Source organism: Caloramator fervidus (genome assembly GCF_900108045.1).
In the GTDB taxonomy this organism is placed as follows: Bacteria; Bacillota; Clostridia; order Clostridiales; family Caloramatoraceae; genus Caloramator; species Caloramator fervidus.
This window is the reverse complement of the sequence record NZ_FNUK01000022.1, coordinates 1-12,773: the sequence shown is the minus strand read 5'-3', so window position 1 is coordinate 12,773 and position 12,773 is coordinate 1. Positions and strand designations below refer to the sequence as shown.

The 12,773-nt window shown below is 32.2% G+C and carries 15 protein-coding genes; 2 read left to right on the top strand and 13 right to left on the bottom strand.

Annotated features, from left to right (window positions below; genetic code table 11):
- Positions 1-4: 4 nt before the first annotated feature.
- From C4R78_RS07725 to C4R78_RS07665, 13 genes are all read right to left on the bottom strand, one after another.
- The gene (locus C4R78_RS07725; RefSeq protein WP_103896498.1) at positions 5-652 is read right to left on the bottom strand and encodes a hypothetical protein; all 648 of its coding nucleotides are present in this window, start codon (positions 650-652) and stop codon (positions 5-7) included.
- A 2-nt stretch (positions 653-654) separates the two neighbouring features.
- Positions 655-1,809: an amidohydrolase gene (locus tag C4R78_RS07720; protein ID WP_103896497.1), complete on the bottom strand. Its 1,155-nt coding sequence runs from the start codon at positions 1,807-1,809 to the stop codon at positions 655-657.
- A 15-nt stretch (positions 1,810-1,824) separates the two neighbouring features.
- The gene (locus tag C4R78_RS07715) at positions 1,825-3,096 is read right to left on the bottom strand and encodes a TIGR04013 family B12-binding domain/radical SAM domain-containing protein (RefSeq protein ID WP_103896496.1); all 1,272 of its coding nucleotides are present in this window, start codon (positions 3,094-3,096) and stop codon (positions 1,825-1,827) included.
- Between the two features lie 39 nt (positions 3,097-3,135).
- Positions 3,136-3,723 (bottom strand): 7-carboxy-7-deazaguanine synthase QueE, encoded by a 588-nt coding sequence (locus C4R78_RS07710; protein WP_103896495.1) that lies wholly within the window; start codon positions 3,721-3,723, stop codon positions 3,136-3,138.
- Positions 3,701-4,150 carry a 6-carboxytetrahydropterin synthase QueD gene (gene queD, locus C4R78_RS07705; protein WP_103896515.1) on the bottom strand — a complete coding sequence of 150 codons (450 nt, stop codon included), beginning with the start codon at positions 4,148-4,150 and terminating at the stop codon, positions 3,701-3,703. The genes C4R78_RS07710 and queD overlap by 23 nt, the downstream gene beginning before the upstream one ends.
- Positions 4,151-4,164: 14 nt before the next feature.
- The gene (gene queC, locus C4R78_RS07700; protein ID WP_103896494.1) at positions 4,165-4,854 is read right to left on the bottom strand and encodes a 7-cyano-7-deazaguanine synthase QueC; all 690 of its coding nucleotides are present in this window, start codon (positions 4,852-4,854) and stop codon (positions 4,165-4,167) included.
- The gene (locus tag C4R78_RS07695; protein ID WP_103896493.1) at positions 4,851-5,621 is read right to left on the bottom strand and encodes an acyl-CoA dehydratase activase; all 771 of its coding nucleotides are present in this window, start codon (positions 5,619-5,621) and stop codon (positions 4,851-4,853) included. The genes queC and C4R78_RS07695 overlap by 4 nt, the downstream gene beginning before the upstream one ends.
- A gap of 1 nt (position 5,622) precedes the next feature.
- The gene (locus C4R78_RS07690; RefSeq protein WP_103896492.1) at positions 5,623-6,612 is read right to left on the bottom strand and encodes a 2-hydroxyacyl-CoA dehydratase family protein; all 990 of its coding nucleotides are present in this window, start codon (positions 6,610-6,612) and stop codon (positions 5,623-5,625) included.
- 12 nt (positions 6,613-6,624) lie between these two features.
- On the bottom strand, positions 6,625-7,275 hold the full coding sequence (gene trmB, locus C4R78_RS07685) for a tRNA (guanosine(46)-N7)-methyltransferase TrmB (protein ID WP_103896491.1): 651 nt from the start codon (positions 7,273-7,275) through the stop codon (positions 6,625-6,627).
- Positions 7,276-7,361: 86 nt separating this feature from the next.
- Positions 7,362-8,978, bottom strand: coding sequence for a phosphoenolpyruvate--protein phosphotransferase (gene ptsP / locus C4R78_RS07680; protein WP_103896490.1), 1,617 nt, complete (start codon positions 8,976-8,978; stop codon positions 7,362-7,364).
- Positions 8,979-8,988: 10 nt separating this feature from the next.
- A complete protein-coding gene (locus C4R78_RS07675) occupies positions 8,989-9,249 on the bottom strand; it encodes an HPr family phosphocarrier protein (RefSeq protein WP_103896489.1) in 261 nt (86 codons plus the stop codon).
- A gap of 11 nt (positions 9,250-9,260) precedes the next feature.
- Positions 9,261-9,740 carry a PTS sugar transporter subunit IIA gene (locus C4R78_RS07670; RefSeq protein WP_103896488.1) on the bottom strand — a complete coding sequence of 160 codons (480 nt, stop codon included), beginning with the start codon at positions 9,738-9,740 and terminating at the stop codon, positions 9,261-9,263.
- A gap of 137 nt (positions 9,741-9,877) precedes the next feature.
- Positions 9,878-10,708, bottom strand: a complete 831-nt coding sequence (locus C4R78_RS07665; RefSeq protein ID WP_103896487.1) for a PRD domain-containing protein — start codon at positions 10,706-10,708, stop codon at positions 9,878-9,880.
- A 225-nt stretch (positions 10,709-10,933) separates the two neighbouring features.
- Here C4R78_RS07665 and ptsG point away from each other — a divergent pair, with 225 nt between their 5' ends.
- Both ptsG and C4R78_RS07655 read left to right on the top strand, forming a co-directional pair.
- Positions 10,934-12,451 (top strand): glucose-specific PTS transporter subunit IIBC, encoded by a 1,518-nt coding sequence (gene ptsG, locus C4R78_RS07660; RefSeq protein WP_103896486.1) that lies wholly within the window; start codon positions 10,934-10,936, stop codon positions 12,449-12,451.
- 132 nt (positions 12,452-12,583) lie between these two features.
- A partial coding sequence (locus C4R78_RS07655; RefSeq protein WP_479722865.1) for a transposase occupies positions 12,584-12,773 on the top strand: 190 nt, incomplete at its 3' end.

The window sequence follows — 12,773 nt, the reverse complement described above, 5'->3', positions numbered from 1 at the left end:
AAGCCTATGCTTGGAGCTTAAACTTTATAATATAAATTAACCCTACTAAAAGTATTAAAATTAAAGTTGTTTTTAAAGGATTAAAAAAGTATTTTACAGCAACATAGGAAAAAGGCATCTTTAGCCAATCTAATATTGTAAATTTCTCCTTATCTCCTATTGCAAGGGTATATTTTCCTTTTTCTCCATTTGAAAATATAGCAACATAATATTCTCCATCTTCAGGTATTTCACTTCTTATGCTCTGTCTTATATAATACTTTGTTTGAGTAAATTTTTCATAAAAATATTCCTTAGGGGTAGGTTTTAAAACGATAGCCCCATAGTCCTTTGGAATGTCAAAGGGAAGTTTATCCTTTCTATTTATGCCTTTTCCTATTATAGCAAACAAAGGACTAAAATCTTCATTTCCCTTAAATATTGGAATTGTCATTTGAATAAACAAAGGTTCTCCTTTTTTTGCATAAAATTTTATATAATCAACATCATCCATCCTGTCTAGTTTCCCATAAACTGCATAACTTATCTTATGGTCCTTTATAACTATTGGATTTTCAAAAGTTGTATCCTTTGTTTCAAATATAGGCTTATGGGCATAAACCTTTGGAACAAATATAAAAAACATAAAAATTATTATTAAAAACCTTCTCATATTTACCTCCTTAAATAAACGCACTTCCCATCTATATAAACCATCTCAGCCTTAGCCCTTAAATCAAAGGGATGGTGGCTCCATATTACAATATCTGCATCTTTTCCTTCTTCTATGCTTCCAACCCTCCTGTCAATTCCAAGTATTTTTGCAGCATTTATGGTAAGCATTTTAATCAAATCTTCTTCCTTCGCTCCATATCTTAAAGCTACTCCAGCATGAATATTAGCGTTTTCAATATGAACAACCGGATGATCACACATTATACAAGTCAATATACCTTTTTGGTTTAAAATATTAATTGATTCATATGTTCTATCTTTAAGCTCTAATTTTGTATTAAATCCAAATAAAGGACCTAAAACCACAGGGATATTCTTTTCTTTTATATAATCAGCTACTTTATATCCTTCAGTTGCATGCTCCAAAATTATTTTAAAATTAAACTCCTCCGATATCCTTATAGCTGTTAAAATATCATCTTTTCTATGGCAGTGGGCCCTTACAGGAAGCTCTCCCTTTAAAACTTTTTCCCCTATCTCAAGCTTTATATCCCTATCTAAAAATTCCTTTCCCTCATTTTTTGAATTTTCTTTTTTCTTTATATAATCTTGAACCTTCATAAAATAACTCCTTATAACAGCAGCTGTTCCAAGTCTTGTAGAAGGAGTTTGATTTTTTCCACCATAAACCCTTTTGGGATTTTCACCAAATGCTATTTTTAATCCTGCAGGTTCTTTTATTATCATCTCATCAACTATCTTGCTTTTTAATTTTAAAATTGCTCCCTGCCCACCGATTGGATTTGCACTTCCGGGTAAAACCATAACAGTAGTAACTCCCCCGCTTAAGGCCCTTTCAACAGCTTTATCATCAGGATTAAATGCATCTATTACCCTAACATGAGGCGTTATAGGATCTGTAGATTCGTTCCCATCTTGATATATAGAGCCTACTCCTTCTTCAAAAAGCCCAAGGTGACTGTGGGCATCTATAAAACCCGGAAATATAAACTTTTCTTTTGCATCTATAATCTCACAATCTTCTTTGATATCCTTGCCAACCTTTTTTATCTTCCCATCTTCAATTAAAATATCCCCTACAAAGCAAGGACTTGTAACAGGATAAATAAATCCTCCTTTAATTAATATCTTCATAAAAATCCCCCTAAATTATAATATTCCATAATTTAAATAATTATAAATCCTTTCTGCTTGTCTTTCTTGAACTGTCCAATTACCAAAAACAACATTTTTATCAGCTTTAAGCATATTTCTTAGTGTCTCTTTTATTTTATAATCTATTTTTCCCGGCCTTTCCTTTGCGTAGGGAGTTTGAGGAAGGGGCATAAAGGTATGGGCGTGAATTCGTGCACCAAGTTTTACAAGCTCCTTCATAAAATTTATGGTATCTAAAACATCTTCCTTAGTCTCATGGGGAAGCCCAAATATAAAATCAACATCAGGAACATATCCATATTTTACAGAAAGCTTAACAGCCCTATAAACATCCTCAACAGAATGGGCTCTTTTACACTCCTTTAAAATTTTACAGCTTCCGCTTTGAGCCCCAATTATTATGTTTTTATTATCCGCATAAGTTTTTAAAAGTTCTAAAGTTTCTTCTGTTACATGCTCTGGCCTTACCTCTGATGGAAAAGACCCAATATAAATTTTCCCCTTTGGCTTATAAAGTTTATAAATTTCTTTTAAAAATTCTTCTAAACCTTTTAAATTAATGCCCTTTCCATCTAAAGAAAGATAAGAAAAAGCGTTTGGAGTTATTACTCTAAAATCTGTAAGATTTCTTTCAAGCATCTTTTGTGCATACTCTAAAACCTTATTTATACTTCTATGCCTTACTTTCCCTCCAAATATATAAGAAGTTTGGCAAAATTTACAAGCAAATGGACATCCCCTTGTTATTTCAATATGTCCAAATTTCCCTAACATATAAGGAAATGGAGGATGCTTATCAAGGTCAACGTAATCTCTTTTTCCTGTGTAATAAACCTTATCATCTTTTAAATATGCTATCCCTTTTATTTTATGATAATCCTCATTTAATTTAATACACCTAAAAAACTCAACAATGGAATCCTCCGCCTCACCTACAAACACTATATCAAAACCCAACTTTAATGTTCCTTCAACATCCCCTGTAGGATGAGGTCCCCCTGCAATTGTTAAAACATCTTTATGTTCCTTTTTAATCTTCTCCATTAAATCTTTTACATCCCAAATTTGAGTTGTAAAAAAAGATATTCCGACAACTGTAATATCATAATTTTGCTTTACCTCGTAAAGATTTTTAAAATCCTCTTCTTTTTTAAAAAAGTATATTGGAATATCCCTTGTAATTTCATCTGAACAAAGAGCTGCAGATAAAGCATTTAAACTATTTCTGTTAAGTTTATTGTAATAAACTACAAAAGCTGTTTTCATGTCCACCACCCTTTAAAAAATAAACCAGGATTAACCTGGTTACCTTACATTTATTATTTTATGCATCTGAAGACCTACCCTAAGGTAGGGTTCTTTCATTGCCATTTCAAAGGCTTGCTTTGCCCTTTCATAGAATCTACTGCTTTCAGGCTGAAGCCATATTTTATCTTTATACTTTTGTTTAATATCTTCTTTAATATGAAGCTTTGGATTAAACTGTCCATCTACAACATATTTTAACTCATCAAATAAACACCTTTCATTTATCTCCCAGTTAACCTCTGGCTTTGGAGAACATACTATCCAATCAATTAAATGCCTTATTTTATCTGTTGGATTTGTTCCATTAGTCTCAAGCATTACAATCTTTCCTAATTCCTTTAACTTAACCAAAAGGGGCTCTAAATCATAGAGGGTTGGCTCTCCTCCTGTTATTATAACCTTTTGATATTCAACAAAGCTTACTATTTCATCAACTGTCATGTATTTTTTAAAACTAAAATCCGTATCACACCATGGACAATTTAAATTACATCCAGAAAACCTTATAAAAGTTGCAGGACATCCTAAAAAAGAACCTTCCCCTTGAATAGAGCTAAATATTTCAGAAATAGGATACATCTTCATACACCTCTGCAAAGGAAGTTGGCGTTTCATAAAGCTTTACTTTAACAACCCTTAAATTCTTATCTTTAAGATGTTCATTTAAAACTTTAAATATATAAAGAGCCATGTTTTCTGCTGTAGGTCTATCTTTAAATTTAACTATTTTAAGATTGTTCTTTTGAACAATATCTGCTATCTTCCTTTCAGCCTCGCTTCCGCCTTCCCAAAATATAAAAGAATGATCGAACTTATCCACAATAAGCTCCTTAACTATCCTTTTTAAATCCCCAAAATCCACAACCATACCTTGGGATGAACCTTCTTTTTTTAATTCATCACGGGTTACCGTAACTTGAAGTTTATAAGTATGGCCATGTAAATTGGCACACATTCCCTCATGATTTGAAAGCATATGGGCACAATCAAAGGTAAACTCTTTTGTTGCCATTACTTTCAAATTTATTACCTCCTAACAAGGGGATCTATAGTATTGTTTAACTCAAAGGCCCTCTCCCTATCTATACAAGTTGCGCATTTTCTACACGGAGCTTCTTTTCCTTCGTAGCAGCTCCAAGTATGGGAAAAATCAACATCTAAATCTAAGCCTATTTTAACTATGTCCTTCTTTGTTAAATTCCAAAATGGAGCCTCAAGGTTTACCTTATTTCCTGTTCCTTCAAAAATAGCCTTTGCCATGCTTTCTATAAATTTTTCACTGCAGTCTGGATAAGCACTTCCTGCAGCATCATCAGCATGGGCACCATAAAATATTTTTTGTGCTCCTATTTGAAGGGCTACTGCTGCTGCATAAGACAAAAAAAGACCATTTCTAAAAGGAACATAAGTTGAAACAACTCCATGTCCTCCCATTTCTTTAAGCTGCTCTGCATAAGATTTTTTAGGTATCTCTTTATCGCTTCCCTTTAAAAGCGGACAATCCTTGCTAAATTTAAAAACCTCTGAAAGGTCAGCAGTTATATAATTTACGCCATATTTTTCAGCTTGGTATTTTGCAAATTCCGCTTCTTTAGAGTGTTTTTGCCCATAATATATATTAAGAGCCGTTACATTTTGACTTCCGTATTCTTTTACTATCTTTGCAAGCAAGACAGTGCTGTCAAGTCCCCCGCTTGTTAAAACTAAAGCCTTCATTTTAATCCTCCTTTGCTTTTAATTGCATAAAAACAACAACCAAACGCTCCGTTATATTCAGGATTATCTAAAACTTTTACTTCATCATAATCCCTTTTTAAATACTCCAAAAGGGCTTTATTTTTAGCAACTCCTCCAGATAGTAAAAGAGTCCTTCCTTTAAATTTAGTAAGAAGAGGCCTAAGCCTGTTATACAAAGAAAAATTAACCCCCGCACAAAGCCTTTCAAATGGAACACCCTCTGCTATTTTGCCTATAAGCTCTGATTCTGAAAAAACAGCACAGGTAGAATTCAATTCAACTGGATTTTCATAAAAAGAGGATAATTCATCAAGGGAAACCTCAAGTATCTTTGCCATGTTCTCAAGAAATCTTCCACAGGAAGCTGCACACTTATCGTTAAGCTCAAGATCTGTTAAAATACCCTTTTCTACCCTTATAACCTTAACGTCTTGTCCTCCTACATCTAAAAGTATGAAGTTTTTAAGGCCTGTTTGATAAATAGCTCCATAAGCATGGGCCTTTAGTTCGTTTATTATTTTAAAATTTTCTATGTCAACGTTGTTCCTTCCATAACCTGTTGAGACTCCAACATCAAACTTATCAATGCCAAGCCTTTTAAAATCTACAAGCAACTTTTTTTCATACCTACAATATTCCTTGTAAAATTTTACTGTACTTACTTTAAATTTTTCCACTATCTTTCCGTTTTCCATCAAAGCTACTTTTACAAATCTTGAACCTAAATCAATACCTAGTATCCTCAATTTAATCACCCTTTAAATCCTTTAACATATCTAAAAATGCCTCTATTCTTATTTTCGTCCTTGCATCAAGGCAATTTAATTTATCTCCTTCTATGTTTAAAACAGGAACCTCTAATTGACTTTTAATTATGATATCGTCTATTGCTCTATAACAAAAAGCCTGAGTATAGTGGATAACCCCATCTATATCCCTTTCCTTTAACTGCTTCTTTATCTCCTCAAGCCTGTATTGTAAGCTGTAAGGATAAGTATAGTAATAATACTGTTCATAAATATCCTTAACCATATCAAACCTTGGAAAAGCAAATTCCCTTTGAACTTCATTGTAAATTATTTGGGCATCAAAACCTTCAACAAAATCATATAAATCTCCTGTCATAGGAGGAACTCCTATATACGCAAGCTTTAATTTTTTAACTTTAGGTTTTCTATTTTTTATTTCTTCAACCTTTTGTTTTAAAATATTTATAAAGCCATCAACATCACCATTAAAATCGCTTAATGATATTTGATACAAATGATTTTCAAAGCCTGTCGCTTTAAATTCAACAGTTAATCTATCAATTTCCTTTGCAAGTTTCCTTCCTATGTTTAATTTATTTCTTACCCTTTCTACTTCCTGTTTTGAAACATTAAACTGATTTATAAAATCATCAATAGATTTTTTAACCTCATCTAAAGTATGCTTTGTTGGGTAAGAAAAAGGATAAATCTTAATACCCTTAGATTTTAAAACCTCCACAAGAGCCTTTGTATTAGAACAATCTCCTTCAATAACTCCAACTACTTCCTTTATATTATTTTCAATACACGCCCCATATATTCCCTTTATCCAAGCACAAAGGCTTTTAGGAAATCCATCCCTTTCAGCTATTTCTATATATCTTAAATAATCCTTTGATGAAATAAATATATTATTAAGGTCAACAACTTGATAGCCTGCAGCATATAAAACCTCAATTGGAACGGTTGTAGTAATACCTATTTTCATTCTATCCCTCCGTTAATATGCCGCAATTAAAAACATAATCTTTTGCCCAAGGGATGCAAACTTCATTTCATACTCCGTCATTATATTTTCCTTAAAGTCACTTCCATGAAGGTCGTATGTTATATACTTTAATGTAAATCCGCATTCTTGAAAATAATTTATAGAATCTTTAAAAAAATCCTCATGATCTGTTTTAAACCAAATTTCGGAACCTTTTTTTAAAAAGGTTTTATACTTTTCTAAAAATCTAGGATAAGTTAATCTTCTTTTGTTATGTCTTTTCTTAGGCCACGGGGTGCTAAAATTAAGATAAATCCTTGAGATTTCATCCTTATCAAACATCTCATCAACATAAGTTATATCTCCTATTATTAACCTTACATTATCAACTTCTTTTCCCATTTCTTTAAATTTTTCTTCAACCTTTCTTTTTGCATAAACTAAAACCTCGTTTTTTAAATCTATCCCAATAAAATTTTTATCAGGGTTTTGTGCTGAAATTTCTGATATAAATTTGCCTTTTCCACAACCAAGTTCTAAATATATCTCATTATCATTTTTAAAAACTTCCTTCCACTTTCCCTTAAAATCCTTTGGATTTGTTATAACAAAACTGCAAGCCTCAAGCTCTGGTCTTGCCCATGGTTTATGCCTAAGCCTCATACTCTGCCTCCTTTTACTAAATAGGCTAATCCTTCAGGTAATTATATCACATTTATAATTTATCTTCTAGTAAAAAAGGACAGGCATTAAGACGCCTGTCCTGAGCTCTTTTTTAATTTTAAAATCATAGGAGGGCTTACACTAAGCTCATCTATTCCAAACTCCAACAAAGTATTTAACATATTTACATCTGCAGCCATCTCTCCGCACATTCCAACCCAAATACCCTCTTTGTGAGCATTATCTATTACGGTTTTTATAAGTCTTAATATAGCTGGATGATTAGGGTTATATAAATAAGATACGTTTTGATTCATTCTATCGACAGCAAGAGTATACTGTATTAAATCATTTGTTCCTATGCTAAAAAAGTCAACTTCCTTTGCTAATATATCTGAAATTATTGCAGATGAAGGCGTTTCTATCATTATGCCTACTTTATAATCTTTAGAATACTCAACTCCTTCTGCTTCTAATTCCCTTTCAACCTCTTTAAGTATATTTTTAGCTTCCTTTAATTCTTCTAGGCTAGATATCATAGGGAACATTATCCCAAGGTTTCCATATAAGCCAGCCCTTAAAAGTGCTCTAAGCTGTGTTTTAAATATATCTCTTTTATTTAAACAAAGTCTTATTGCCCTAAGGCCTAAAAATGGATTCATCTCCTTTTCTAAATTAAGATAAGGAAGGTTCTTATCTCCACCTATATCAAGGGTTCTTATTATAACAAGCCTGTCCTTCATCTTTTCAAGAACATACTTATATGCTTCAAACTGCTCATTCTCTGTTGGCATTGATGTTTTGTCCATATATAAAAACTCTGTTCTAAAAAGTCCTATACCTTCTGCTCCATATTTTAAAGCTATATCAACTTCAAAAGGATTTCCTATATTAGCAGCTATTTCTACTTTCCTTCCAAGTTTATTTTTTATCTCTACATCTTTGTATTTTAAAAGCTCCCTTTTTTCTAAAAGTATTTTTTCCTGCTTTTCTTTATAAACGCTTATAGTTTCTTGGCTTGGATTTATTAAAACCAACCCGTTATCCCCATCTAAAATTAATAAGTCTCCATCCTTAACAACTTCAGTTATATTTCCTAAGCCCAAAACCGCAGGAATTTCTAAAGTCCTTGCTAAAATAGCTACATGGGAAGTTTTTCCTCCTAAGTTTGCCGCCATTCCTAATACTAAATCTTTATTCATTTGTGCAGTCTCTGAAGGGGTTATATCATGGGCCACGATAATACAGCTTTCTTTTATACTTGATATAGAATTATTGTTTTTCCCAAGGAGTATATTTATTATTCTATTTCCTATATCCTTAATATCTGCTGCCCTTTCTTTAAAATAATCATTATCCATATTTATAAATATTTGAGCAAACTCATCACTTGTAAGTTTTACCGCATATTCAGCATTTATAAATTCTGTATTTATTTTTTCTTTTATAGCACCAATAAATTCAACGTCTTCCAAAATCATAAGATGCGCTTCAAAAATTTCTGCACCCTTTTCACCTATATTTTCCTTTGAGGATACTTTCAAATCCTCTATCTCCTTCTTTGCTAGTTCAATAGCCTTTTCTAATCTTTCTATTTCTTTTTGAGTATCCTTTATTAAAACTTTTTCTACTTCACTTGTTTTTTTGATAACCCTTGCAATTCCTATGGCTACTCCAGATGATGCTCCAATTCCCCTTAACATTTTTTCCACCTCAATCTTTTAAAGCCTCTATTATAGATTTAAGTGAGTTTAAAGCCTCATTTTCATCTTCCCCAGAAGCCCTAATTATAATCTCATCTCCAAAAGTTGCTCCCATTGACATTACGCTCATTATGCTCTTTGCATTATATTCTTTATCATGTTTAACTAAGCAAATATTTGATTTAAACTTATTAGCTTCCTTTACTAATAAACTTGCTGGTCTTGCATGAAGTCCCGTTTGGCTATTTATTTTTATCTTTGCTTCAACCATAAATATACCCCCTACTTTAATTTTACATAAGCAACTTCATCACCTACATTTGAATCTTTAAAATCCACTTTAAGCTCTGAAACAACCTCCATGTTAGTAATAACAACAGGAACAACATCTGATTTTGCCTTTTGTCTTACAAGTTCAAGGTCAAAGGAAATTAGCTTATCCCCAACATTAACTTTATCATCAACCTTTACATAAGGAGTAAAACCTTCCCCCTTCATAGATACGGTATCTATCCCTATGTGAATTAAAATTTCTAAACCTTCCTTTGTTTTTATACCAATAGCATGTCCTGTTGGAAAAAGCTGAACTACCTTCCCTTCAACTGGCGAATAAACAACACCTTCAACTGGCTTTATAGCAAATCCATCTCCTATTATCTTGCTTGAAAAAACCTCATCTTCCACTTCGCAAAGATTTATTATCTTACCCTTTATAGGAGACTTTATTTTAACTTCTTTGCTTTTTTTAAAAAATCCAAACACACCTATTCCTCCTTTTTATAATATAAAAGAGCCAAAAGGGTAAAAAATACCCTTTTGGCTCTTGCCTGACACAGTCAGCTACACGCCAATCTAATTAATAGTTTATATGTAATGTTGAAAATTGTCAATATAATCTGTCAAAATAATGCCCTATTCTTTAATTTTTCAATATGCATAGCTATATATGCTACCTCATCATCGGATATCTTTTGATCTAATTCTTTTTCTAAAAATTCCACCACAAGCTTTGCAATTCTATAGGATTCTTTATATTTTCTTTTAATAGATGCCTTCAACTCATTTTTTATCGGAATATTATTAATCACCCTATGAATAGTAAACTTTATATGGGTAACAAATCTTGCATAATCTATTGATTTTCTATCAATTTCTATTTTAAGTTCATCTTCTATAATTTCTGCTATACTATTACAAATATATGCGCTTTTTATAGTATTTGACAAACTTTCCTTACTCTTTGCCGCATTTATATGAAGAGCAATAAACCCTATCTCTCCCTCGGGTATTTTAATATTAAGCCTTTCTTCTATAAGAGATGCCGCTCTTTTAGCTATTTCATATTCCTTTGTATATAAAGTTTCTATTTCTGTCAAAAAAGGATTTTCAATTTCATCCTTCTCTTTTATTCTCTTTACAGCAAAGGCAATATGATCCACTAATTTTATGTGTATATCTTTGTTTAAATCATCATATTCTTTTGAAATCATGTTTATAACTTCTTCACATACCCCAACTATTTCTTTATCAGTCCTTGAAATAAGTTGTGTAAATTTATCTTTAATATCGCTTTCTAAAATAAAGACCTTTTCAAAAGCATCCTTTAAAATTTTTTCTCCCTTTTTTGTATTAAAACCTATTCCTCTATCTATTAATATATATTCAATATCTTCTTTTTTTGCCAAAACTACATTATTATTAAAAACCTTTACAACTTCATATCCTTCCACCCAATCACCCCCTTTGTATTAATTATAATACAATTTTCTCAATTATAATACAATTTTCTATCTTATAATACAATTTCCCTATTGAAGGAATGAAATTTACATGCTATAATGAAAATTAGAAAAATTTAAATTAAACTAAAACCTCGTGTTACTGATTCGATCAGGCATGAGTAGAGGTTATCTCTACTTATGCCTTTTTTAATTTATTCTAAAGGGGGAGTGAAAATGTCAAAAAAAGCCTTTTCAACACTTCAAAAAGTTGGTAAAGCTCTTATGCTTCCAGTTGCACTACTTCCTGCTGCAGGAATACTGCTTGCCCTTGGAAACATGTTTCAACAACAAGCCTTTTTAGAAAAAGCTCCTATATTCAACTCACCATCAATACAAGCTATTGCAAAGGTTATGGAGCAATCAGGAGGAATAATTTTTAGCAATCTTCCTTTACTATTTGCAGTAGGTGTTGCTGTAGGACTTTCTGGGGGGGAAGGTGTTGCAGGCCTTTCTGCCATAGTTGGATTTTTAATAATGAATGTTACAATGGGAATAGTAGGTGGAGTTACTCCAGCCCACGTTGGAAAAAGCCCTGCTTATGCTAACGTTCTTGGAATTCCAACTTTACAAACAGGAGTTTTTGGTGGAATTATAGTAGGACTTATTGCTTATGCTTTATATGAAAAATACTATACAATAGAACTTCCTCCATTTTTAGGATTCTTTGCAGGAAAAAGATTTGTTCCAATTATAACAGCAGCAACTTCAATAGTTTTAGGTCTTATAATGGTTGTTATATGGCCTCCTATTCAAAACGGATTAAATGCTTTTTCAAGCTCCATGATAGATACAAACAAAACACTTGCTGCTTTTATATTTGGCGTTATAGAAAGGGCTCTTATACCCTTTGGTCTTCACCATATTTTCTATAACCCCTTCTGGTATCAATTTGGAGAATATGTAAGTAAATCAGGAGAAATAATAAGGGGAGACCAAGCTATATTCTTTGCTCAACTTAAAGATGGTGTAAAATTTACAGCAGGAACATTTATGACTGGAAAATTCCCATTTATGATGTTCGGCCTTCCTGCAGCAGCCCTTGCTATGTACCATGAAGCAAAGCCTGAAAAAAGAAAGATAGTTGCTGGAATTTTTGCTTCAGCAGCACTAACTTCCTTCTTAACAGGTATTACAGAACCTATTGAATTTACCTTCCTGTTTGTAGCACCCTTCCTTTATGCAATACACTGTATATTTGCAGGACTTTCCTTCATGATAATGCATATATTAAACGTTAAAATAGGAATGACCTTCTCAGGAGGAGTAATAGATTTTATACTATTTGGAGTTATTCCAAACAGAACTGCTTGGTGGCTTGTTATACCAGTTGGATTAGTCTTTGCGGTTATATACTACTTTGGTTTTAGATTTGCTATAAGAACCTTTGACATAAAAACTCCTGGAAGAGAAGATGACGAAACAGAAGCAGTTTCTGAAGCTGCTGCAACTTCAACTTCATCTCTTGCCCAAGACGTTCTTGAAGCCTTAGGAGGAAAAGAAAACATAAAGTATATAGATGCTTGCATAACAAGGCTTAGGGTAAATGTAGTTGATACAAGTAAAGTAAACAAAGAAAGATTAAAACAACTTGGTGCAGCAGGAGTTGTTGAAGTTGGAGACGGTATTCAAGCAATATTTGGAACAAAGTCTGATATAATAAAAAGCGAAATTAAAAAGATTGCAGGAATATAAAAGAGTAGGCAAAAGCCTACTCTCAGATTGTTGACAAAGTATAATTTTAAAAAGAGAATCCATCACAAAAAAAGGATTCTCTTTTTTTATGTCGAAATATAATAATATACGAAGTAATAAAGGAGGATAAGTATGCTAACAATCAACAAAGATAAAATTCGTAGAGAACAAGTTGAATTTATCTCTGTTGACCAATTGGTTCCAGAAGATCATTTAGTTAGAAAAATAGAAAAAGCTATCAATTTTGATTTCATATATGATCTTGTAAAGGACATGTATTGCTTAAATAATGGGAGACCAAGCATAGATCCTGTTGTATTAA